Below are 23,507 nucleotides of genomic sequence, written 5' to 3'. Positions count from 1 at the left end.
CAACGCGTTCGGTGGTGCAATCCGCGCCGAACTCCGTGCCCGGCGTACGCTCGCACGGTGATCAACAGCGCTCGTCTGCAGGTCCTCCTGGAGATTGCGCGTCTCGGTACGATCGCCGGTGCCGCCGGCGAGCTCGGCCTCAGCCCGTCCGCCGTCTCCCATCAGCTCGCGGCGCTCGAACGCGAACTCGGTGTGTCGCTGGTCGAGCGCGGGCCGCGCAGCTTGAACCTCACCGATGCGGGCGCCCGACTCGCCGACTATGCGCAGCAGATCACCGACCTGATGTCGGCGGCAGAGGACGAGCTGAGCGCACACGGCCACGCATCACTGGGCGTCCTACGATGCGGCTTCTTCGCGACGTCCGGAACCGAGCTGTTGCCGCGTGCGCTTGCCGCGTTCAGTAGCGTCCGGCCCGGCGTCGAGGTCGACCTGGTCCTCGGGCAGCCACTCGAGCTCTTGCCCGTACTCGAGCGCCGCGAGCTGGATGTCGCGGTGGTGTTCGAGCATCCGCTGGCGCCGATGGCGTGCTCGGCGTCGTGCGACCTCACGCTGATCATGCGCGACGAGCAACGGGTGCTACTCCCGAAGACGCATCCCTTGGCGGGTTGTCGAACGCTTGATCTGCGCAGCCTTGCCCGGGACCCGTGGATCACCACGAGGGGCACCGACAGCTCGACCTCCGTGCTCGAACGTGCCGCGACCCTGTCCGGTTTCCGCCCACGCGTACGGTGTCGCAGCGATCACTACGAGGTGACCCGCGCCTTGGTACGCGCGGGCATGGGTGTCGCCCTCGTGCCGACCCTTGCGCTCCGAGAGACCGACGATCTCGTCGCGCGCCCCGTCGAACGGGCGGACCTCCACCGAGAGATCTCGGTCGCGACCCGGCGCAACAACCCGAACCCGGTGGTCGGCGCATTCATCGACTGCCTCCATGACGCGGCGACGGAGCTGAGGCCGGTCCTCGAGCAACGGTGACTCAGCGGCCGCCGACCCGCAGGAATCGACCCGGCGCGACCGGACAGATCTCGTCGTCGACAACGACGGGACGGCCGGCGACGATGACCGTACTCACGCCCCGTGGTCGCGCGAGTGGATCGTCGTACGTGGCGGCGTCTCGCACCGTCGCCGAATCCCACACCACGAGGTCGGCGACGGCGCCGTCCTCGATCACGCCGCGACCTTCGATACCGAACCGGGCGGCGGGCATCCCCGTCATCTTGTGCACAGCCGTCTCGATCGGCAGCAGGCCTTCGTGGCGGACGTAGCGACCAAGGACGCGGACGAAGGTGCCGGCCCATCGCGGATGTGGTTTGCCGGGGCGCGGTACGCCGTCGGAGGCGATCATCGACAACGGGTTTGCGAGCACTCGTCGTACGTCGTCCTCGTGCATGGACCGGCTGATGATCGACACGGACCCCGAGTTCGCGGCGAGCGCGTCGCAGACGAAGTCAACGGGATCGTCACCGCGAAGCCGGGCAAGCTCAGCGACAGACTCACCCTCGTACGCCGGCTCGGCCGGGCTCGACGCCACGACGATGGAATGCCATCCGCCGTTGCTGCCGACGGTGTTCTCCCACCCCTGCAGTCCGGTTGCGATATCGGCTCGGATGCGTGCTCGTACCTCCGGAACGCGGAGCCGGTCGAGCATGGCGGGTATGCCGTTGGCTGCGGCCCAAGGCGGAAGCATCGCGTGCAAGGTGGTGCTGCCTGCGGTGTACGGATACACATCGCATTGGACGTCGATGCCCTCGCCGGATGCCTGTGCCAGACGGGGGAGCGTACGCTTCGTCGCACCCCAGGATGCCTTGCCGGCGGTCTTGTGGTGCGACACCTGCAGCGCTGCGCCCGACGCTCGCGCGATCTCGATCGCTTCCTCGAGCGCCTCTTCGACTCGCGCCATCTCGTCGCGAAGATGCGTCACGTACGGCTTCGAGTGTCGCGCGGCGACCTTGGCGAGAGTCACGATCTCGTTGGTGTCGGCGTACACGCCCGGTGGGTAGATCAGGCCGGTCGAGAAGCCCGCTGCACCGTCGCGAAGGGCTGCGTCGAGCAGCTCGACCATCCGCTCCAGCTCTGAACCGGTTGCGGGTCGCTCGGCAAGACCCATCACGCCGGTACGAAGTGCTCCGTGGCCGACCAGCGTCGCAAGGTTGTTGCGGCGCGGAAGCCCTTGTGCTGCGGCGAACTCGGGCAACGACGTGAACGCGGCAGAGGGCGCGCCGAACGTCGCAGCGACCAGGTCGCCGAGCTCGCCGACTCGCGCGGGCTCCGCCGGGAAGGCGCTGATGCCGCAGTTGCCGCAGATCTCCGTCGTGACACCTTGCAGCACCGATGCGAGCCGCAGGTCGGCGCGCTCCGGGTCGTCACCACCGAGCAGATCGGAGTGCGTGTGCACGTCGATGAAGCCCGGTGACACGATCAGGCCGCTGGCATCGATCGTGCGATCGGCCGACGCGAGTGATGCCGGCGGAAGTACGACGATCCTGCCCTGTCGTACGCCGATGTCGTTGCTGCGCGCGGACGCTCCCGTACCGTCGATGACGGAGCCGCCCCGCAACAACAGGTCGAACGTGCTCATCACAGCACCTTCGACAAGAAGGCTTCCGTACGCTCGTGCTTCGGAGCGTCCAGCACGGCGCGCGGGTCGCCCTGCTCGACGATGACTCCGTCGTCCATGAAGACGAGGTGATCGCCGACCTCGCGGGCAAACCCCATGACATGCGTGACGACGATCATCGTCATGCCGTCAGCCGCGAGATCCTGCATCACCGCGAGCACCTCACCGACCAGCTCGGGGTCGAGCGCGGATGTCGGTTCGTCGAACAGCATCAGCTTCGGCTGCATCGCCATCGCCCTGGCGATCGCGACGCGCTGCTGCTGTCCGCCGGAGAGCTGGGCCGGGAAGTGGTGAGTGCGGTCGGACAGGCCGACGCGGTCGAGCAACTGCTCGGCGAGGGCTGCGGCGTCCTTCCGCGACGTGCCCTTCACCACGGTCGGTCCCTCCATGACGTTCTCCAGCGCCGTCTTGTGCGGGAAGAGATGGAAGCCCTGGAACACCATGCCGATCTGCTCGCGCTGCTGGCGTAGGCGGCGCTCCGGCAACAACCGCAGGCGGTCACCGGACTCGTCGTACCCGATCAGGTCGCCGTCGACCCAGATGCGACCGGCGTCGATGGTCTCGAGCCGGTTGAGGCACCGCAGGAAGGTCGACTTGCCCGAGCCGGACGGGCCGACGATGCAGACCACCTGGCCGGCATCCACCTCGAGATCGATGCCGCGGAGTACCTCGAGGTCGCCGAACGACTTTCGTACGCCGAGTGCGCGGACCATCGCGCGGCTCATGCAGACCTCCCGATCGTGGTCAGGTTGCGCAGCGTACGGGTCCGAAGCGGGGCGGTGGACCCGTAACCGCGTCCGTAGTGTCGCTCGATGAAGTGTTGACCGATGCTGGCGAGGGTGGTGAGCACGAGATACCAGATCGACGCGACGATGAGCAGTGCGATGATCTCGAAGTTCTTCAGGTAGAGACGCTGGGCGACCGTGAGGAGATCGGCGCCCGCGATCACCGACACCAGGGAGGTCGTCTTCAGCATCGAGATGAACTGGTTACCTGTCGGCGGGATGATGAACCGCATCGCCTGGGGAAGCACGATCCGACGCATCACCTGTGCACGAGACATGCCGATCGCCTCGGCGGCTTCGCGTTGGCCGGTTGGCACCGACTGCAACCCGGCTCGCACGATCTCGCTCATGTACGCGCCTTCGTTGATGCTCAAGCCCAATAGCGCTGCGACGAAGCCGGTCACGACGGTGTTCGTCTCGACCGACACCAGGTCGGGTCCGCCGAACGGGATACCGATCGCGATCGTCGGGAAGATCAGAGCGATGTTGAACCAGAAGATGAGCTGAACCAGCAACGGCGTGCCGCGGAAGAACCACAGGTACGCGGCGGCGCCGAACCGCATGACGCGGCTATCGGACAGCTGCATGAGGGCGGCGATCACACCGAGCGTGACTCCGATGACCATCGAGATCACGGTCAATTGGATCGTCACCCACAGTCCGTCGAGGATCACGCTGTCGAACTGGTAGTCGACGACGACATCCCAGTGCAGATTCGGGTTGGCGATGATCGTCGCCGCGAGCCAGATGATCACCAGCAGCGTCAGTGCTGCGGCGACCCATCGGCCGGGCCGAGGCGGTCGAGCCGCGTCGATCGTCAGGTCGATGCCGTCACGGGTCGCATCCGCGGTATTGGGTTCGGCCGACATCATCAGCTCTCGTCGTTGATCGTGACCTCGTCGACGGCGCTTGCGCCGACGTTCCACTTCTCGAGAACCTCGGCGTACTTGCCGCTCTCCTGCAGCTCGTCGAGGGCGACCTTCACGGCGTCCCGGAGCTCGTTGTCGTCCTTGGCGACCGCGACGCCCCAAGGACCCGCTTCGTACTGCTCTTCAAGCACTTCGTACGCGTCGTTGCTCGAGGCGATGTCCTTGGCCACGGGATAGTCGACGATCGACGCGACCGAGCGACCGGACTCGATCTCCAGCAGGCCGGTGGGCGCGTCCTCGCTGACGCTGATGTTCATCTTGTCGTCGCACTTCTCGTTCTGAGCTTCGCCGATCGCGAGGTTCGAGCTGCCCTTGGCGAGCACGACGTCTCTGCCGCACAGACTCTCCAGGTCGGTGACGCCTTCGGGGTTGCCCTTCGCGACGATGATCGAACCGCCGGCGTGGAAGTAGTCGACGAAGTCGACCGCTTGCCGCCGCTCCTCGGTGTCGCTCATCGACGACATCGCGAGATCCCAGCGGTCGGCGGTGAGGCCCGGTATGAGTCCGGGGAAGCTGGCGTTGACCATGTCGAGGCGGAGGTCGAGCTGGGTGGCAATCGCCGCCGCGAGGTCGGGGTCGACGCCGATCAGCTGCTGAGTGCCCGGCTTGAACATCTCCATGGGTGGGTAACCCTCGGCGGTGGCGACACGAAGCACACCGGACTTCGCTACGTCGTCCGGGACCAGTTCGCTCGCCTTCGCACCGCTACGGGCCTCGTCGGAGACTTCGGAACTGCCTCCGCTGTCCGATCGGCCACAACCTGCGACCACGAGTGTTATCAGGATCGCGCCGGCGATCGCGCCGGTCAGATTTCGTCCACGCATCATTGCCTCCTCGACAACCGCTCGCAGAGTTTGGCCGACGAACGTTGGGGAGGGAAGCAGCTGAGCTCATTGGAGGCTCAGCGTCGATGCCGGTGATGCTCGCCCGGCGCCGACCGGACGTGAGGCGAAGGGCGGATCGGCCTGGCTATGTGCGGGCGAGGCGCCGACGCTCTTCACCGACGTACGGGTCGCCGAAGAGCGCGAGCCAGCCGTGCTCGGCGACCGTGGCCACAGTGGCGACGCCGAGCCCGATCATCGCGGCTTTGGCGCTCTTGCGGGACAGCATTCCGAACGCCGCGGGTACGACCGCGGCACGGGTGAGTAGGTCGCTGGCGAATCTCTCCCGCGGCGAGAGTGTCGGGTCGGCGTTGACCGGCTTGAGCTCGCGTGCCACCTGTCGTCCGGCGACGGTGGCGGGCAGCGTCGCGGCAACAGATGCGGTGAGCACAGCGGTGCCGCGGAGTGCCGCCGCAACTGCGCTGCCGTCCTGGTCGTCTGCGTACTGACTGTGCGTCACTTTGTCGGGTCCACTCCTCGAAGGTCGCGCACACGGTCATATCAGGGTCCGTCCGGTGCGTGCAACCTTCACCGGCATTCCCCTCCGTCGCGTCGCGAGCCGCGCCGCCTACCCGCTGTAGCGCTGTAGCCGTTGAGCAAGCACCGTATGCGTGCTCTTCGACGTCAACTCGGCGAGCTCGTACCGGAGCACCGTGCCGAGTCGTCGGCAGAAGTCCTCCGGCTCGTCCGCCGCGTCTGGGTGTTCGGCAACGATCCGGTCCACGATTCCCTCGCGGAGCAGGTCAGCCGATCGTACGCCTTGGTCGCGCGCCATGTCAGGTGCGTGGTCCGCAGTGCGGTACACGATCGCAGAGGCCCCCTCCGGTGGTAGGGGAGACAGCCACGCGTGCTGGGCGGCGATGATCCGGTTGGCGGGCAGGAGCGCGAGCGCTCCGCCTCCGCATCCCTGACCGAGCAGGATGCTGACCGACGGCGCCGTGAGCGTCACGAGGTCGGCGAGGCACCGCGCGATCTCGCCGGCGAGCCCGCCCTCCTCTGCCTCGGGCGAGAGTGCCGCACCTGGTGTGTCGATCACCGTGACGAGCGGCAGCCGGAGCTGACGGGCGAGCCGCATACCGCGGCGGGCAGCGCGCAGGCCGCCCGGACCCATCGCCACCAGCTCGCGGTTACCCGGTGGCTGTACCTGTCCGAGCAATACGCACGGCGCGCCTTCGAAACGTGCGAGCGCGAGCATCATGCCCGGATCGGACTCGCCCTGCCCGGTGCCGTTCAGCGGGATCACGTCGGTTGCGGCGTACCGCAAGAACCTACGTACGCCGGGGCGCTCGGAGCGACGGGACCGCTCGATGGAATCCCATGCATCGACGTCAGCGACGCCCTCGGAGCCTGGGTCCGGCACCGGCTCAGGCGGATCGGCGGTGATGACGGCAAGCGCACGGTCGACGATCTCGGGGATGTCTTCGGGCGGCAGCACGCCGTCGATGAGCCCGTGTGCGAAGAGGTTCTCCGAGGTCTGCACGCCGTCGGGGAACTCCTTCTCGTACAGCGCCTCGTACACGCGCGGGCCGAGGAAGCCGACCAGAGCGCCGGGCTCGGCGACGGTGATGTGCCCGAGCGACCCCCACGACGCCATGACGCCGCCGGTCGTGGGGTTGCGCAAGTAGACCAGGTACGCGAGGCCTTTCGCCTTGTGCCGGGCGATGGCGGCGGAGATCTTCGCCATCTCGACGAACGCGACCGTGCCCTCCTGCATCCGGGTGCCGCCCGACGTCGGTGACGCGAGCAGGGGGATGCCCTCGGCGGTTGCCCGCTCGATGGCGCGGATGAGGCGGCGGGACGCGGCGATGCCGATCGAACCCGCAAGAAAGCGGAACTCGCAGGCTGCGAGAGCAACCCGGCGGCCCTTGATCAGACCTTCGCCGGTGATCACTGACTCGTCGACGCCCGACTTCTCCTCCGCCGCGCGCAGTTGCTCCGCGTATTGCTCGCTGAGACCGGTGCGGTCGGGAGGGGTGTCCCAGGAGACGTACGAGCCGTGGTCGACGACGCTGTCGATCAGCTCCTTCGCCGAGACCCGCTTGCGGGCACTCGTCATGGTGACTCGTCCAGCCAGGCGCGTACGGACTCGTTGTGCTGGCCCAAGGTGGGCGGCGCTGTGTGGTGTTCGCGTCCGCCGGCGTACGCGTTGTCGTCGAGGCGCAGGGCCGGGCCGGGCAGCTGCAGGGTGCCCTTGGTCGCGTGATCGACGTCGATCAGGAGGCCCTGGGAGAGCAGCTGGGGCCAGGAGTAGACGTCGTCGAAGGTACGCACCTTGCCGGACGGGATGCCGGTTTCGGTGAGGAGTTCGAGCCAGTGCTCGGCGGGCTGGTCGGCGAAGATCCGCTCGATCTCGGCGACCAGTTCCTCGCGGTGCTTGACGCGGTCGTGGTTGCTCGCGAACCGCGGCTCGTCCTTGTCGAGTCCGATCGCGTCGGCGAACGAACGCCACAGTGACTCCGAGCCGCAGGTCAGCTGCACCGGTGCGGTTGCGGTGTGGAACAACCCGTACGGGGCGATCGACGGGTGATGCGGGCCGGACATCTCCGGCACCTCGTGTCCGACCGTCCAGCGGGTGCCTTGGTATGCGTGCACACCGACGACACCGGCGATCAGGGACGTTCGTACGACGCGACCCTTGCCCGTGCGCTCGCGCTCGTACAGCGCCGCGACGACGCCGTACGCGCCGTTCATCCCGGCGAGCAGGTCGGAGATCGGTACGCCGACCTTGGTCGGCTCCGCGGGGTCGGTGCCGGTGATGCTCATCAGTCCGGCCTCGCCTTGGGCGATCTGGTCATACCCTGCGCGCGCCGCCTCGGGTCCGTCGTGGCCGAATCCCGTGATGGACATGATGACGAGACGCGGGTTGAGCTCGTGCAGACGCTCGACACTGAAGCCGAGGCGATCGAGCACACCGACCCGGAAGTTCTCCAGGAGTACGTCGGCGCGACGGACGAGCCTGGCGAGAACGTCCTTGTCGGCGTCGTCCTTGAGGTTGAGGGTGACCGACTCCTTGTTGCGGTTGGCCGACATGAAGTACGTCGACTCGCGGTCGTCACCGTCGCCGAGGAACGGCGGGCCCCAACCGCGGCTGTCGTCTCCGCCCGGACTCTCGATCTTGATCACCCGGGCGCCCATGTCGCCGAGCATCATGCCTGCGTGCGGTCCTGCAAGAGCACGCGTGAGGTCGAGGACGAGTACGCCGTCGAGGGGGCCGGTCGGTTCGGTCGCGCCAGGTGTCTCCATGGAGGAAGGCTAACCAGCGGGGCGATCCGTACCTATGGCACCTCTTGCCAATGCGCGGCGGTGTTCGGGCGATGGGTTCACAATCGGGCTAGCGAACGGACTCGCTTTCTCAGTTGCTGGGATTAGGCGAGGCGGCATTCAGCAGCTTCGGTTCGGCTCCGCTGTCGATCTTCGCGGTTCTACCGTGCGACTACCCGCCTGCCCGATTCCCCGACGCGGTCGGCGCTCCACGCTCCTTCGGCGCGACTACCCGCCTGCCCGATTACGGTGCGCCGTCGGCTTACGCCTTCCTTCGGCTGGGTGAAAGACGCGGCGACGCGCGGAGGCGCCAGTTCGGTTCGGTTGCTTGGCGGCTTCCCCGCCACTTCGGGATGCGTCCGGGGTAAGGTTAGGTGCTTCCCAAGGACGATTGTCACTGTCCACGGGGAGTGTCCCTTGGGACAGTGACCATTTGCCTTGGGGCGTACGGCTGCGGGGTGCGGTTTGCCTTGGTACCAAGGCAAACCGCAACGACGGTCGGCGCGCGCGACCCCGAGTGAGTGGACTCCTGTCACGGTGGCCACCTACGTACCAACGGGCACGGCAACCTGACGCTTTGCACGGTGTCCCTGCCGTGCAAAGTGGAGTTTCACCATGTTTACTTGGTAAAGCGCCACCCCATCGACCCCGCAAAAGCCGACTGGAACGGGAGAGCCGGCAAGCAACCCGAGCACCGTAGCTGCGGCTCCCGCGTCGCCGCGTCCTTTCCCCAGCCGAAGGAGCCGGGAAAGCCGACAGCGAAGCCGATGCGGGCAAGCGGGTAGTCGTACGGCGGAAGGGGAAACCCGACAGCGAGACGGAATCGGGCAGCCGGGTAGTCGCCGAAGATGTACGAAAAGCCGACGGCGACGAGAAGCGAAGCGGCGAGTAGTCGTACCAGAGGAAGCGCGAAAGTCGACAACGAACCCAAACACCCGCCGCCAGCAAACCCAGCAATCCACACCATCGCGCACGTGCTCCTGCGCCTGTCACCGCCGTCTGTTGTCATGGGACACATGCCTGTCCAGTACGTGCTGCAGCGACCGCGCGGCGCTGTCGAGCCGCCGACGCTCGACGCGAGTCAGCGCGCGGTCGTCGAGCATGCGCAAGGCCCGCTGCTCGTGCTGGCGGGCCCGGGCACGGGCAAGACGACCACGCTGGTCGAGGCGGTCGTCGATCGTGTCGAGCGCCGGGGGCTGAAACCCGAGCAGGTGTTGGTGCTGACGTTCGGGCGCAAGGCGGCCGACGACCTTCGTACGCGCATCGCCGGCCGGCTCCGGCAACAGGCGACGGCGCCGTACGCCGCGACGTTCCACTCGTTCTGTTACGCGCTCATCCGGCGCTACCAGGATCCCGAGGCGTTCCTCGATCCGTTGCGGCTGTTGTCGGCGCCCGAGCAGGATGTTCGCATTCGCGAGCTGGTCGAGGGAGCGAGGTCCGATGGCCGCATCCTGTGGCCGGAGGCGCTTCGGCCTGCTCTTCGTACGAGAGGGTTCGCCTCGGAGCTGCAGCGCTTCATGGCCCAGGCGCGTTCGCTCGGCCTCGACCCGGTCGACATCGCGGAGAACGCCCTACGGCACGACCGGGCAGACTGGCGGTCCGCGGCCGACTTCTTCGGCGAGTACCTCGACGTCTTCGACGCTCAGAATCTCGTCGACTATGCCGAGTTGGTGCACCGTGCGCTGATCATCGCCCACGATCCGCAGCACCAGGCGGAGCTACGCGCGGAGTTCCCGCTGGTGGTGGTCGACGAGTACCAAGACACCGACCCCGCCCAGGTCTCGCTGCTCAAGGCGCTCGCCGGCGACGGCCGCGATCTGATCGCCGTCGGCGACCCCGATCAGTCGATCTACGGGTTCCGCGGCTCAGACGTACGCGGCATCATGCGGTTCCCCGACGAGTTCCGTACGCACGATGGTTCGCGCGCGACCACCTTGGCCCTGACATCCACCCGTCGCTTCGGTCGCCACATCGTAGACGCGTCGAGACGGGTGATCGAGCGACTGGGTTCGTCGGGGGCCATCGACGGTGAAGCGTTCCGCGCGTTCCGCTCGCCCCAGCCGGTCGAGCCCACGTACGGCGACGGCTCCGTCGAGGCGTACGCGTACGCCTCCGCCAACGCCGAGGCCGAGCACATCGCGTTATTGCTCCGGCGCGCACACCTCGACGACAAGGTCGACTGGTCGCAGATGGCAGTTCTCGTACGCACCGGTGCGGCGATCCCGAAGTTGCAACGTGCGCTCAACGCTGCTGGTGTGCCGACCGAGGTCGCAGGCGACGAGGTGCCGTTGCGCACTGAGCCCGCCGTGCAGCCGTTGTTGCTCGCCCTTCGGGTCATCGACGGGCTGGTGCGCGATGTCGACCCCGATCCGGACGACGTTGCAACCCTGCTCTCTGGTCCGCTCGGCGGCCTCGACGGGGGCGAGCTGCGCCGAGTCGCACGCGAACTGCGCCGCCTCGACAGCGAGCCCGACGACGGCGGCGAGTCCCGCCGGCCGCGTCCGTCACGAGAGTTGCTCGCCGAGGCGCTCGTGCAGCCCGCGGTGTTCACCCAGATCCGCTGTGACGGTGCCGAGCCGGCGTACCGGCTCGCCCGACTCATCGCCCGCGCCGTCGAGGCGCGGCGGTCGCATGCGTCTCCGGAGGCGCTGTTGTGGATGCTGTGGCACTCCTCGAGTTGGGGCGACCGTCTGCGTGCCGATGCCGAGAGCGGTGGCGATCGGGCCGCCAACGCACACCGCGACCTCGATGCGATCTGTGCGTTGTTCGAGTCGGCCTCGCGGGCGGAGGAGCGATACCAGCGCCGCGGCGTCACGCAGTTCCTCGCCGAGCTCGAAGATCAGCAGATTCCGGCCGAGCCACTGGGCGAGCTGGGCGTACGCGGGTCTGCTGTCCGCCTGCTCACTGCACACCGTTCGAAGGGCCTGGAGTGGCGCATCGTCGTGGTCAGCGGCGTCCAGGACGGCGTCTGGCCCGACGTCCGCTACCGCGGCACGCTGCTGCAGACCGACCGCCTCGCGCGTGACGGCGTGCAGGAGCCACCGTCGCTGGCCGAACGATTGGCCGAGGAGCGGCGGCTCTTCTATGTTGCCGTGACCCGGGCGATGGAGCGCGTCATCGTCACCGCGGTGCAGAGTCCGGTCGACGACGGCGACCAGCCGTCACGCTTCTTCACCGAGCTGCACACCGCACTGAACGGCCCCGGTCGGCCCGAGTCCCGCGGGCGGCCGCGCCGTCCGCTGTCCTTGCGCGGTGCGGTCGGCGAGCTGCGGCGCGTCGTCGAGACGACCTCGAGCGATGCCGTACGCGCCGAGGCCGTTGCCCGGCTCGCCCGCCTGGCTGCTCCGGCGACGGGTGATGTCGTGGTCGCGTGCGCCGACCCCGACAGCTGGTGGGGCGTACGCGACGAGACCCGCAGCGAGGTGCCCGTACGCCCTGCCGATCGGCCGGTCGACCTTTCGGGCAGCAGCCTCGACGGCATCGTCAGCTGCCCGCTGAAGTGGTTCCTGAGTCACGAGGCACGCGGCGAGACTCCTGGCACGACCGCACAGGGGTTCGGCACTCTGCTGCATGCGTTGGCCGCAGAGGTCATCGACGGCGACCTCGCGGCTGATCCGGACGTCCTCGATGCCCATCTCGACGACGTCTGGCAGCGCCTCGACTTCGCGGCGCCGTGGGTGTCGACGCTCGAACGAGGCGAGGCACGAAGAGCGATCGAACGCTTCGTCAACTGGCACCTGAGCGCTCGCGGTCGTGAAGCGCTTGCGGCGGAGCACTCATTCGAGGTCGAGGTGCCGATCGGCGGCGACACCGTGCGTCTGCGGGGGTCGATGGACCGAGTCGAGGTCGACGACGGCGGTCGTGTGCACGTCATCGACCTCAAGACAGGTAAGAAGGCCGTCAAGGCTAAGGACCTCGCAGAGCATCCCCAGCTGGGCGTCTACCAGGTGGCGGTCCAGCATGGCGCGGTCGACGAGCTGGTCGACGGCCCAGTCGAGGCGGGCGGCGCGGAGCTCGTCCAGTTGCGCGTACCCGCGGGTGCCCGCGAGGCCGATTCGCCCAAGGTGCAGCCGCAGGCGGCGCCCGAAGGCTCACCGTCGTTCGTCGCGTACGAACAACTCACCGACGCCCTAGCCCGGATACGTACGGAGTCGTTCCCCGCGACACCCGGCACGATGTGCCGCTTCTGCGAGTTCCGGTCATCGTGTCCCGCCCAGCCCGAGGGGCGTACGATCCTCGCGGCGCCGTCGGTCGACGACCCGCAGCCGTGGAGAGACGAATGACCGGCGTAACCGAAGGCGATCACGTGTCCCAGGGTGCGTCCGACGAAGCACCCCTTCGGGTGCTGCTGCGCGATGAGGCGCATCTGTGCGACGTTCTCGGCATCCCCTTCAGTAGTCAGCAGCTGGCGGCGATCACGGCACCGCTCGACAAGCCGTCGGCCATCATCGCCGGCGCAGGATCGGGCAAGACCACGGTGATGGCTGCGCGAGTCGTCTGGCTGGTCGGTCGCGGCATCGTCGCTCCCGATGCGGTGCTCGGCCTGACGTTCACCAACAAGGCGGCTGCCGAGCTCGCCGTACGCATCCGGGCCGCGCTCGGTCTGCTCGCCGACGATGCCGGCATCCACGGGTTCCTCGACGAGCTCGGCGAGCCGACGGTGTCGACGTACCACGCCTACGCGGGCGCGTTGCTGAGTGAGCACGGCCTTCGCATCGGCTTCGAGCCCGATCTGCGGATCGTCTCCGATGCCTCGCGGTTCCAGCGCGCTGCGCAGGCGATTCAGTCCCATCGCGGCCCGATCGCCAACCTCACCACCTGGATGCCGACGATCGTCAACGACCTGGTGCATCTCGACGGCCAGCTCAACGATCATCTGGTGCCGATCGACGAGCTGCTCGCGTACGACGAGAAGTACGCGCATGAGCTCGATGTCGAGAACTCCACTCGCAAGCGACCGTTGAAAGCCGTCACCGATGCGCTGACCACTACCGCCAAGCGGGCGGAGTTGGCCGCCGTCATCGCCGAGTATCGCGAGACCAAGTCGCGCGACGCGGTGATGGACTTCTCCGACCAGATGGCCCGCGGCGCGATCCTCGCGGATCGCTCGCCGGAGGTTTCGGCCGACCAGCGCGCGCGATTCGCCGTCGTGCTGCTCGACGAGTACCAAGACACCTCGGTCGCCCAGCGGCTGATGCTTCAGGGTCTGTTCTCCGGTGCGACTCCGGAGGAGGGGCGTGGCCATCCGGTGACGGCCGTCGGCGACCCGTGTCAGGCGATCTACGGGTGGCGGGGCGCGTCGGCCGACAACCTGGTCGGCTTCCTCGACCACTTTCCCACCGTCGACGGGGGCCGCGGCCTCCTCCTCAACTTGACCGTGAACCGACGCTGCAGCTCAGGCGTACTCGACGTCGCCAACTCGCTGGCCGCGCCGCTCTACGCGGAGACAGACAGCGTGCGTCCGCTGGAGCCGAAGCCCGACGCTCCCGATGGCGCGATCGTCGCCGCGTGCCTCGAGACCGTTGTCGACGAGATCGACTGGGCAGTAGAGCAGGTGCGTGACGCGAGGGCGCGGGAGTCGTTGCGGTGGTCCGACATCGCGATTCTGGTACGCACCCGCGAGGAGATCGGCGCGTTGACGGTCGCCCTGCAGACTGCGGAGATCCCGGTCGAGGTCGTCGGCATGGACGGCCTGCTCGAACAGCCCGAGGTCGCCGACGTACTCGCGGTGCTCGACATCGTCGACTCGCAGACGGCCAACCCATCACTGCTCAGGCTGCTCACCGGCGCGCGTTGGCGTATCGGCCCACGCGACCTCGCGCTGCTCGGCAAGCGCGCGCGTCAGCTGGTGGCCGGCGGACCGCCGGTCGGCGAGGAAGACCTGCAGGCCGCGCTCGACCGCGCGACCGACGGCGTCGACCCCGCTGACGTGTTGTCACTGGCCGACGCACTCGACGATCCGGGCGACCTCGGTTACTCGCCGGAGGCCCGTGAGCGATTCGCCGAGCTGTCCCGGCTACTCGCCAGGATGCGCGCACACGTCGGCGAGCCCCTCGTCGACCTCGTACGCCGCGCGATCACGGCGCTCGACCTCGACGTCGAGCTGGCGGTGCAGCCGGGCGCTCGCGGTCAGCAGAGCCGCGACAACATCGCGATGCTGATCGAGGCCATCGCCGAGTTCGCCGGCAATGAGCCGAGCGCGTCGTTGACCGGAGTTCTGGCGTACCTCCGCGCAGAGGCGGAGTACAACGGTGGCCTCGACGTGGCCGCACCCAGCGACAGCGACTCGGTCAAGCTGCTGACCGCGCACAAGGCGAAGGGGCTGGAGTGGCACACCGTGCTCGTCCCGTTCCTGAGCCACAAGGTGTTCCCGTCCGGCAAGGGCCGGGAGGCAGGGCTCTTCACTGCACGTGAGCTGCCGGCCGAGCTCCGCGGCGACGCGGCAACCCAACCCGCGATCGAGGAGTGGTCGACCAACGGCGTCAAGGCGTACAACGAGGCCCGCCGCGCCCAAGCCCAGGTCGAGGAGCGCCGCCTCGCGTACGTCGCGTTCACCCGCGCCAAGCACACGTTGGTCGTCAGCGGTCATTGGTGGGGGCGCACACAGCTCGAGCCGCGCGGCCCGAGCACGTACCTCGAGCACGTACGCGACTGGCTGGCCGGTCGTGACGTCGAGCCGCTCGTCTGGGCATCCGATCCGCGCGACGATGGCGCAGAGGCAAGTAACCCGTTGATCGCGGCCCGGTCGTCGGTTGCCTGGCCGGGCGAGCTACCGGTGCAGGTCGTCGATCGTCGCCGCCGCGTTGCCGCAGAGGTGCGCGATGCGATGAGCACACCGCAGCTCCCGATTCCGGTCGACTCGCCGGAGCCCGAGGCGCACCGAGAGCTGGCCGCACTGCACGCCCTCGATGCCGACATAGAAGTCCTCCTGGAGGAGGCACGCCTTCGGCGGCGCGACGTGATCGAGGTGCCGCTGCCGAGCGGATTGTCGGTGACCGCGGCGCAACGCGTTGTCGAAGACCCCGCAGGTCTTGCACGTGATCTCGCGCGGCCGATGCCGAGAGAGCCGTCTTCGGCCGCTCGATTCGGCACCCGCTTCCATGCCTGGGTCGAGTCGCGCCTCGGTCAGCAGGCATTGCTCGATCCGATGGATCTTCCCGGCCGCGCCGATGCCGACATCGACGACGGCGAGGAGCTGCTGGAGCTCATCGAGAGGTTCGATGACGGCCCGTTCGCCACCCGCATCCCGTACGCGGTCGAGGCGCCGTTCTCGTTGCGGATCGGTGGCCAGGTGCTTCGCGGGCGCATCGATGCGGTGTATCGCGACGGCGACGGCTACGAGGTCGTCGACTGGAAGACGAGCCGTACCCCGAATGCCGATCCGTTGCAGCTGGAGCTGTATCGCGTGGCATGGGCGCAGCTGCACGACGTCCCCGAGTCGAAGGTGCGCGCGACGTTCTACTACGTACGCCTCGATCAGGTCGTCACCCTCGACAAGCCTCGCGGTCGTGCGGAGCTGGAAGCGTTGTTCGCGGCGGAGTGACGCTGTGTCGCTCAGCCGTCGATGGGTACGCCGAGCATGGCGGTGAGTGCGATCTCGACCATGTCGGCGAACGTACGCTCGCGGTCGTCGCTACTTGTCTGGTTCTCGTTGATGATGTGGTCCGAGACGGTGCAGATCGACAGTGCGCGCCGACCGTACTGCGCCGCCAGCGTGTACAACGCGCTCGTCTCCATCTCGATCGCGAGCACACCATGGTCCTTGAGCAGTCCGTTCAGCTCCGGCCGCGGAGGGTAGAAGAAGTCCGACGAGAACAACTGCCCGACGACCGTTCGTACGTCGTGTGTTCCGGCCGCCCGCCACGCTCCCTCGAGCAGTGCGAAGTCGGCGGCCGGCGCGTAGTCGAGTCCATGGAAACGCAGCCGGTTCATCGCAGAGTCGGTCGACGCGGTCATGCCCAGCACGATGTCGCGCAGGTCAAGATCGGGGCTGAGCGCGCCGCATGAGCCGACTCGTACGACCTGGCGCACGTCGTAGTCGCCGAACAACTCGTTGACGTAGATCGACATCGACGGCTGACCCATGCCGGAGCCCTGCACACTGATCGGCTCGCCGCGGTACGTACCGGTGTACCCGAGCATGTTGCGTACGTGGTTGTACTCTCGCGCGTCCTCGAGGAACGTCTCGGCAATCCACTTCGCGCGCAAGGGGTCGCCCGGTAGCAGTACCCGAGGAGCGATCTGGCCGGCAGCTGCGTCGATGTGTGTGCTCATGGGAAGCAGGCTATCGGCGGTCGTAGGGTGGGGGTCGTGCCCGATCAAGAACTCTTCGCGTTCTCCCATCCGCACCATGACCGACGCTCGGATCTGCGCACCGACGAGCAGCTCGCCCGATCGTGGAATGACCCGCAGAGCACTGTGCTCGTGGTCGGCCGTCATCGCATCGCGACGAACGGCTCTGGCCTGCTCCACAGCACGCCGGCAGACGCACCCGACGGGGAGCGGATCTACCTCGGTGAGTCCGATGGTCGGGCGTGGTTCGCCGTGGTCGTCGACGAGGTCGACGAGACGCTGGCGCCGCGCACGCTTCGCGAGGCCGCACTCGACCTGTCCGAGACCGAGGCCGGACTCGCCGTCCACGCGGTCGGCATCGCGAACTGGCATCAGACGCACCGGTTCTGCGCTCGCTGCGGCCAGCCGTCGAACCTCGCGTCGGGCGGGCATGTCCGAATCTGCCCCTCCTGCGGGGCGAACCACTTCCCACGAACCGATCCCGCGGTGATCATGCTGATCACCGACGACGATGACCGCGCTCTGCTCGGACGCCATCCGGCTTGGCCCGAAGGGCGCTACTCCACGCTGGCCGGGTTCTTGGAGCCGGGGGAGTCGTTGGAGGACGCCGTACGCCGCGAGGTCGGCGAGGAGACCGGCATCGCGGTCGGCGACGTCACGTACGCCGCGAGCCAGCCGTGGCCGTTCCCGTCGAGCCTGATGGTCGGCTTCTTCGGCCGGGCGAGAAGCCACGAGGTACACCCCGACGGCGATGAGATCGAAGACGCACGGTGGTTCACCCGCGACGAGGTGACTCAGATGTCCAGGGACGGCGGACTCGGCCTTCCCGGCACCCTGTCGATTTCGCGTTGGCTGATCGAGACCTGGCACGGCGGGCTGATCGTCGGCGCGTGGTCCTGACCTGTCCGCTGAGTAGTCACTCCCGCACGATGAAGATCCGGGAGCGTTGTGACGACGACCTGGACGAGTGCGTACGAATCCTGCGGAAGGTCCATGAGCATCTCGGTTATCCCGTCAACTGGCCGGCCGACCCTGCCGACTGGCTGAGTGGCGGGTCCACTGCGGCTTGGGTGGCGACCATCGGGGGAGATCCCGTCGGGCACGTCGCTGCCGTTGCCAACAGTGGATCGGCGCTGGTCGAGAGGCTTTTCGTCGATCCGGAGTACTCGGGTGCCGGAATCGGCCGAGCACTGCTGCGGCATGCCGCATCCCAGGCGCGGCTGATGCATTCTCAGGTCATGCTCGATGTCGTTGCCGGTCGAGACGCAGCGAACGGCCTCTATCGTGCCGAGGGCTGGACAGAGGTGTCGCGTACGTCGATCGCGTGGGCTCCTGGGCGATCACTCATCCGATTCCGTGCGCCAACGGACTGACGAGTCTGCGGTGCGGGACTGACGAGTCTGCGGTGCGGGACCGACGAGTCAGTGGAGGGCGCGGGCGATGATCGTCTCGACAACGTCGGTTTTCGCGTCGGCGTAGTCCTGCATGTAGCGCCACTCACGTGTCGCAAGTTCTCGCTTCGTCCGTTCGTACAGCGCTCGATCGGCATCGTCGGTACGCAGGTGGTCACGAAACGCGAGGTAGCGGCGGATCTCCGGACACGCCGGTGGGTAGACATGGAGGTGTAGCGCGATGCCATTCGGTCGCTTGAACAGCCGGTGCTCATGCCAGTCCGGTTCGCGGACCGTGAGCTCGTAGCCGGCGCGTTCGAGGTCGGGTACGTACGCCGGTTCGTTCGCGGGGTCGGTGACGACGAGCAGCATGTCGATGATGGGTTTGGCCGCAAGACCCGGAACCGACGTCGACCCGATGTGTTCCAACGCGACGATCCGCTCGCCGAGCGCATCCCGTACGCGCCGCTCTTCCGCTGCGTACAGCCGTGGCCATTCGGGGTCGTACGCGAGCAACTCGATCGGTTTGTCGAGGATCTCCTGCCCGACCACATACACCTCGTCGGGCGACTCACGCGACGTCATATCGGCCACACTAGATGAAATTGCGTAGGCGACCGGGCCCGGTGCTGGCATGCTTGATCAGCATGCGCGAGGTGATGCAGTCCCAGAAGCTGGCGGACGTCTGTTACGACATCCGAGGCCCGGTGCTCGCCGAGGCAAAGCGACTCGAGGACGAAGGCCACCGCATCCTCAAGCTGAACATCGGCAACCCGGCGCCGTTCGGCTTCGAGGCCCCCGACGAGATCCTCGTCGATGTCATCGCCAACCTCGCGACAGCGCAGGGATACAGCGACTCGAAGGGCATCATCTCGGCCCGTCGAGCGGTCGTGCAGTACTACCAGCAGAAGGCGGTCGACGTCGACGTCGACGACATCTACCTCGGCAACGGCGTCAGCGAGCTGATCGTGATGTCGCTGCAGGCGCTCCTCGACGACGGTGACGAGGTGCTCATCCCCGCACCGGACTACCCGCTGTGGACGGCGGCGGTCAGCCTCGCCGGCGGACGTGCGGTGCACTACCTGTGCGACGAGCAGAGCGACTGGAGTCCCGACGTCGCCGACCTCGCGAGCAAGGTCACCGATCGTACGAAAGCCATTGTGCTGATCAACCCGAACAACCCCACCGGCGCCGTCTACTCCGACGACGTACTCCGCGAGATCCTCGAGGTCGCCCGAAAGCATCGGCTGATCGTGATGGCCGATGAGATCTACGACAAGATCCTGTACGACGGCGTCGAGCACACCTCGGCGGCTTCGCTCGCGCCCGACCTGTTGTGCCTGACCTTCAACGGCTTGTCGAAGGCGTACCGCATCGCCGGGTTCCGCAGCGGCTGGCTGGCGTTGTCGGGTCCGAAGCAGCAGGCGCGCAGCTACATCGAGGGCCTCGACATCCTCGCCAACATGCGGTTGTGCCCGAACGTTCCGTCGCAGCATGCCATCGCGACAGCACTCGGCGGGCGACAGACGATCAACGACCTGGTCCTACCGAACGGACGGCTCTGCGAGCAGCGCGACCGCGCGTGGGAGCTGCTCAACGACATCCCGGGCGTCTCGTGTACGAAGCCCAAGGGCGCGCTCTACCTCTTTCCGAAGCTCGACCTCGACATGTACCCGATCAAGGACGATGAGCAGTTCGCCTTCGACCTGCTCAGCGAGCAGCACTTGCTGATCGTCCAGGGCACTGGCTTCAATTGGCCGCGCCCTGACCACTTCCGGTTGGTCACGCTGCCACGCGTCGAACAGATCGAGGACGCCGTCGGACGCATCGCGACGTTCCTCGAGTCGTACCGCTCGGCGTCGTAGGACCTGCTCAGGCCGCGAGCTGGGCCTTCACCTGCGCGAGTGACGGGTTGGTCATCGCAGTGCCGTCGGGAAACACCAGCGTCGGCACGGTCTGGTTCCCGCCGTTCGCTTTCTCTACGATCGCGGCCGCCTCCGGCTGCTGCTCGATGTCGACCACCTCGTACGCGATGCCCTCGCGGTCGAGCTGTCCGCGCAGGCGGTGGCAGTAACCGCACCACGGGGTCGAGTACATCGTGAACTGGGCCGACATCGATTGTCTCCTTGGGCGTCTACGCTGTTCCACAAGGCAAAACGTCGCACCCCGTAGGTGCATTCCCGAGGAGGGCGAGACCCGTGCCACTCACCGCCGACGAGCTGCTCGACGCGCTCGATCCCGAGCAACGCGAGGTCGCGCTCGCGCTGCGCGGTCCGGTGTGTGTGCTCGCCGGCGCCGGCACCGGCAAGACCCGTGCGATCACCCACCGCATCGCGTACGGCGTCGTCTCGGGCGTCTACAAGCCGACCGAGGTGCTGGCCGTCACCTTCACCAACCGGGCAGCCGGTGAGATGCGCGGCCGCCTCCGTACGCTCGGCGCCGACGGCGTGCAAGCGCGTACGTTCCACTCGGCGGCTCTTCGGCAGGCGCGCTACTTCTGGCCGAAGGTCTACGGAGGCGAGCTTCCGGAGCTGACCGCGTCCAAGATCCCGATGCTCAGCGAGGCGGTACGCCGCTGTCGCGTCGATGCCGACTCCGCGCTGCTCCGCGACCTCGCCGCCGAGGTCGAGTGGGCCAAGGTGAGCAACGTGCGGCCCGACGACTACTCGCGGCTGGCGCCGGAGTTCGGGCGCTCGGTCGCCGGCCTCGACGCGGTGACATCGGGGCGGGTGTTCGCCGCGTACGAGGAGGTCAAGCGCGACCGCGGCCGGATCGACATGGAAGACATCCTGCTGTGCACAGCGGCGATACTCACCGACGACCCACGCGTTGCCGCACAGGTACGCGCGCAATACCGCTGGTTGGTCGTCGACGAGTTCCAGGACGTCAACCCGTTGCAGGCCGCTTTGCTCGATCTGTGGCTCGGCGACCGCGACGACCTCTGCGTCGTCGGCGACCCCCTGCAGACGATCTACTCCTTCGCGGGCGCGTCACCGGACCACCTGACCAGCTTCTCCCGTCACCATCCCGGCGCGCAGACCATCGAGCTGACTCGCAACTACCGTTCTACTCCGCAGATCGTCTCTGCGGCGAACTCCGTGTTCTCGGCGCGCGCCAGCCGCGAGGGCGTCATCCTGCGGTCGCAGTCCGACGACGGACCCCAAGTCGAGTACGTCGGCCACGCAGACGAAGTTGCCGAAGCAGAGTCGATCGCCGAGCGCATCGACAAACTGCATGCCGGCGGCACTGCGCTACGCGAGATGGCCGTACTGTTCCGGATCAACGCCCAGTCCGAGGCGTACGAGGAGGCGCTCGCCGCACGGGAGATTCCGTACGTTGTCCGTGGCGTCGAGCGGTTCTTCGAACGGGCCGAGGTGAAGCAGGCAATCACGCTGCTGCGTGGCGCGGCGCGTGCGGGAGGTCAGGAGACCGGTGAGCTGGTCGCCGACGTGGTCGCGGTCCTGGCGTCGATGGGCTACACCGCTCAGGCGCCGACGACGGCTGGCTCTGTGCGCGATCGATGGGAGTCGCTCAACGCGCTGGTCACGATGGCGATCGAGTACGCAGACTCCGCATCCGACGGCGACCTGACCGGACTCGTCGCAGATCTCGAGCGCCGTGCGCACACCTCGCATGCACCCGTTGCCGAGGGCGTCACGCTGGCGACGATGCACTCCGCAAAGGGCCTCGAATGGGATGCCGTCTTCTGTGCCGGCATCCAGGAAGGCACCATGCCGATCACATACGCCGAGTCGCCTCAGGAGATCGAGGAGGAGCGCCGGTTGTTCTACGTCGGCATGACCCGTGCGCGGCGCCTCCTCACCGTGTCTTGGTCGGCCGCTCGTACGCCCGGCGGGCGTGGCGGACGCCGGGCGAGTAGGTTCCTCGATCCGCTACTGCCTGCGGACGCAGCACGTTCGCGTACCGAGCGCACGACGCGCAAGTCGCGTTCGCAGCGCCGCGGTGTCGCCCGCTGTCGTACCTGTAACGGCCTGCTCGACTCGGCGGCCGAGCGCAAGATCGGCCGATGCGCCCAATGCCCTGCCACGTATGACGAGCAGCTGTTCGAGGAGTTGCGCACGTGGCGCATGGAGCAGGCAAGTGAGGCGAAGGTGCCGGCATTCTGTGTGTTCACCGACGCGACCCTTGTCGCGATCGCCGAGGGTTTGCCTGCGGAGTCGGCCGCGCTGGCGCGCATCCCGGGCATCGGCAAGGCGAAAATCGACAGGTACGGCGACGACGTACTGGCCATCATCAAGAAAACCTCGAAAAAATCCGAAAAATAGTTTGCGCCCTGATACAGGGCGCGCGTAGTGTTCATCGCACGCGCGGCGGTCCCGTCGTGCGGTAGGGCTCGAGAGCAGAGAGGAGCAGTCTCATGGACATCAAGATCTTTAAGACCACGCAGTGCGCAACGTCCGCCGGCACGGCCATGTCCAGTGACGCCCTCGGTCTGCGCGCCCTCGTGCGTGACGCCAACCCGATCGCTCCGGCCGCAGTGCGTGTCGATGGCGATTTCGTGGGGACCACCTGGAGTCCACCTGTCTAGATCAACTCAGATCAGATCGGCGACTCCAGGCCGCGGAACCCACACCGGGATCCGCGGCCTTCGTGTTTTCCGAGGGCGTAAAAATCGCCCACCGTCAGACAACTCTCGAGAAGGAGGTGACATGACAACCACAGTCCTCGATCCGATCGCGCTGCTCGGCAGCGAAGACGACGACCTCGCTCGTTCTATTCCTTGCCGAAGCAATGACCCGGAGCTGTTCTTTGCGGAGACCCCGCATGACGTGGAGGTGGCCAAGGCCTTGTGCCTCGACTGCCCAGTCCGCCAGGAATGCCTGGCCGGCGCTCTCGATCGATCCGAGCCATGGGGGGTATGGGGTGGCGAGCTGTTCCTACAGGGAAAGGTCATCCCGCGCAAACGTCCACGTGGCCGGCCGCGCAAAACCGAGGTAGCCGCGTGACGAACGCGTCGAGCAATGAACTCCAACGAGAAAGCCCATACCAACGATGAACACCACTGACATTCACAACAGGAGCATCGAAATGCATACTATGCATGAAGATCTGGCGCGCGCGCAGTATCGCGAGCGCCTCGAGCAGGCGCGCAACGAACGCCGTGCGCACCAGTTGCTGCGCGCGAAGCGTCTCGCTCGTCGTGCGGAGAAGGCGGCCTACCGGGCGCGTCTTCATCTCGCTCGGGCGATCTGAGTTTCCCACCATCGGGGGGCTTTGCATCGGTTCGAGTTGATCTGACCACAAGAGTTATCTGACGAGTTCGGCCCCGGTCCGCGACAGCGGACCGGGGCCGAACGTTTTCCACAGTTAGTGCCCTACCGCCGATCCGG

General features: G+C 67.3%; 20 protein-coding genes. 10 read left to right on the top strand and 10 right to left on the bottom strand.

The window, feature by feature from the left end:
• The first annotated feature begins 57 nt into the window (after positions 1 to 57).
• Complete coding sequence (locus MU582_16420; protein UPK74004.1) at positions 58 to 975, top strand: LysR family transcriptional regulator; 918 nt, start codon at positions 58 to 60, stop codon at positions 973 to 975.
• A 1-nt stretch (position 976) separates the two neighbouring features.
• Here MU582_16420 and MU582_16415 read toward each other — a convergent pair whose 3' ends face one another.
• From MU582_16415 to MU582_16385, 7 genes are all read right to left on the bottom strand, one after another.
• Positions 977 to 2,578 (bottom strand): D-aminoacylase, encoded by a 1,602-nt coding sequence (locus tag MU582_16415; protein UPK74003.1) that lies wholly within the window; start codon positions 2,576 to 2,578, stop codon positions 977 to 979.
• The gene (locus tag MU582_16410) at positions 2,578 to 3,330 is read right to left on the bottom strand and encodes an amino acid ABC transporter ATP-binding protein (GenBank protein UPK77188.1); all 753 of its coding nucleotides are present in this window, start codon (positions 3,328 to 3,330) and stop codon (positions 2,578 to 2,580) included. Before MU582_16410 ends, MU582_16415 begins: the two co-directional genes overlap by 1 nt.
• An 8-nt stretch (positions 3,331 to 3,338) precedes the next feature.
• Entirely contained in the window at positions 3,339 to 4,274 is a 936-nt protein-coding gene (locus MU582_16405) for an amino acid ABC transporter permease (GenBank protein ID UPK74002.1), read from the bottom strand.
• The gene (locus MU582_16400) at positions 4,274 to 5,155 is read right to left on the bottom strand and encodes an ABC transporter substrate-binding protein (protein ID UPK74001.1); all 882 of its coding nucleotides are present in this window, start codon (positions 5,153 to 5,155) and stop codon (positions 4,274 to 4,276) included. Before MU582_16400 ends, MU582_16405 begins: the two co-directional genes overlap by 1 nt.
• Before the next feature lie 145 nt (positions 5,156 to 5,300).
• Complete coding sequence (locus MU582_16395; GenBank protein UPK74000.1) at positions 5,301 to 5,672, bottom strand: hypothetical protein; 372 nt, start codon at positions 5,670 to 5,672, stop codon at positions 5,301 to 5,303.
• Positions 5,673 to 5,780: 108 nt separating this feature from the next.
• Entirely contained in the window at positions 5,781 to 7,268 is a 1,488-nt protein-coding gene (locus MU582_16390) for an acetyl-CoA carboxylase carboxyltransferase subunit alpha/beta (GenBank protein ID UPK73999.1), read from the bottom strand.
• Positions 7,265 to 8,455, bottom strand: coding sequence for a CoA transferase (locus MU582_16385; protein ID UPK73998.1), 1,191 nt, complete (start codon positions 8,453 to 8,455; stop codon positions 7,265 to 7,267). Before MU582_16385 ends, MU582_16390 begins: the two co-directional genes overlap by 4 nt.
• Before the next feature lie 1,034 nt (positions 8,456 to 9,489).
• Here MU582_16385 and MU582_16380 point away from each other — a divergent pair.
• Entirely contained in the window at positions 9,490 to 12,756 is a 3,267-nt protein-coding gene (locus MU582_16380; protein UPK73997.1) for an ATP-dependent helicase, read from the top strand.
• Positions 12,753 to 16,016: an ATP-dependent helicase gene (locus MU582_16375; GenBank protein ID UPK73996.1), complete on the top strand. Its 3,264-nt coding sequence runs from the start codon at positions 12,753 to 12,755 to the stop codon at positions 16,014 to 16,016. The genes MU582_16380 and MU582_16375 overlap by 4 nt, the downstream gene beginning before the upstream one ends.
• An 11-nt stretch (positions 16,017 to 16,027) precedes the next feature.
• Here MU582_16375 and deoD read toward each other — a convergent pair whose 3' ends face one another.
• Positions 16,028 to 16,747: a purine-nucleoside phosphorylase gene (gene deoD, locus MU582_16370; GenBank protein ID UPK73995.1), complete on the bottom strand. Its 720-nt coding sequence runs from the start codon at positions 16,745 to 16,747 to the stop codon at positions 16,028 to 16,030.
• A gap of 36 nt (positions 16,748 to 16,783) precedes the next feature.
• Between deoD and nudC the strand changes: the two genes are divergently transcribed.
• Positions 16,784 to 17,665 carry an NAD(+) diphosphatase gene (gene nudC / locus MU582_16365; GenBank protein UPK73994.1) on the top strand — a complete coding sequence of 294 codons (882 nt, stop codon included), beginning with the start codon at positions 16,784 to 16,786 and terminating at the stop codon, positions 17,663 to 17,665.
• A complete protein-coding gene (locus MU582_16360; GenBank protein ID UPK73993.1) occupies positions 17,656 to 18,138 on the top strand; it encodes a GNAT family N-acetyltransferase in 483 nt (160 codons plus the stop codon). Before nudC ends, MU582_16360 begins: the two co-directional genes overlap by 10 nt.
• 48 nt (positions 18,139 to 18,186) lie before the next feature.
• Here the strand turns inward: MU582_16360 and MU582_16355 are convergent, their stop codons facing one another.
• Positions 18,187 to 18,741, bottom strand: a complete 555-nt coding sequence (locus MU582_16355) for a GrpB family protein (GenBank protein ID UPK73992.1) — start codon at positions 18,739 to 18,741, stop codon at positions 18,187 to 18,189.
• A gap of 62 nt (positions 18,742 to 18,803) precedes the next feature.
• Here MU582_16355 and MU582_16350 point away from each other — a divergent pair, with 62 nt between their 5' ends.
• Positions 18,804 to 20,021 (top strand): pyridoxal phosphate-dependent aminotransferase, encoded by a 1,218-nt coding sequence (locus MU582_16350; protein UPK73991.1) that lies wholly within the window; start codon positions 18,804 to 18,806, stop codon positions 20,019 to 20,021.
• Positions 20,022 to 20,028: 7 nt separating this feature from the next.
• On the opposite strand, the gene MU582_16345 is transcribed toward MU582_16350, so the two are convergent.
• Positions 20,029 to 20,271 carry a mycoredoxin gene (locus tag MU582_16345; GenBank protein UPK73990.1) on the bottom strand — a complete coding sequence of 81 codons (243 nt, stop codon included), beginning with the start codon at positions 20,269 to 20,271 and terminating at the stop codon, positions 20,029 to 20,031.
• A gap of 83 nt (positions 20,272 to 20,354) precedes the next feature.
• Between MU582_16345 and MU582_16340 the strand changes: the two genes are divergently transcribed.
• From MU582_16340 to MU582_16325, 4 genes are all read left to right on the top strand, one after another.
• The gene (locus MU582_16340) at positions 20,355 to 22,442 is read left to right on the top strand and encodes an ATP-dependent DNA helicase UvrD2 (GenBank protein UPK73989.1); all 2,088 of its coding nucleotides are present in this window, start codon (positions 20,355 to 20,357) and stop codon (positions 22,440 to 22,442) included.
• Between the two features lie 92 nt (positions 22,443 to 22,534).
• Complete coding sequence (locus tag MU582_16335; GenBank protein UPK73988.1) at positions 22,535 to 22,705, top strand: hypothetical protein; 171 nt, start codon at positions 22,535 to 22,537, stop codon at positions 22,703 to 22,705.
• A 121-nt stretch (positions 22,706 to 22,826) separates the two neighbouring features.
• Complete coding sequence (locus MU582_16330) at positions 22,827 to 23,123, top strand: WhiB family transcriptional regulator (GenBank protein ID UPK73987.1); 297 nt, start codon at positions 22,827 to 22,829, stop codon at positions 23,121 to 23,123.
• 82 nt (positions 23,124 to 23,205) lie between these two features.
• Positions 23,206 to 23,370 carry a hypothetical protein gene (locus MU582_16325; protein UPK73986.1) on the top strand — a complete coding sequence of 55 codons (165 nt, stop codon included), beginning with the start codon at positions 23,206 to 23,208 and terminating at the stop codon, positions 23,368 to 23,370.
• Positions 23,371 to 23,507: the final 137 nt, after the last annotated feature.

This window comes from Nocardioidaceae bacterium SCSIO 66511 (genome assembly GCA_023100825.1).
Lineage (GTDB): Bacteria > Actinomycetota > Actinomycetes > Propionibacteriales > Nocardioidaceae > Solicola.
The sequence above is the reverse complement of the archived record's forward strand: the minus strand, read 5'-3'. Positions and strand labels throughout refer to the sequence as shown.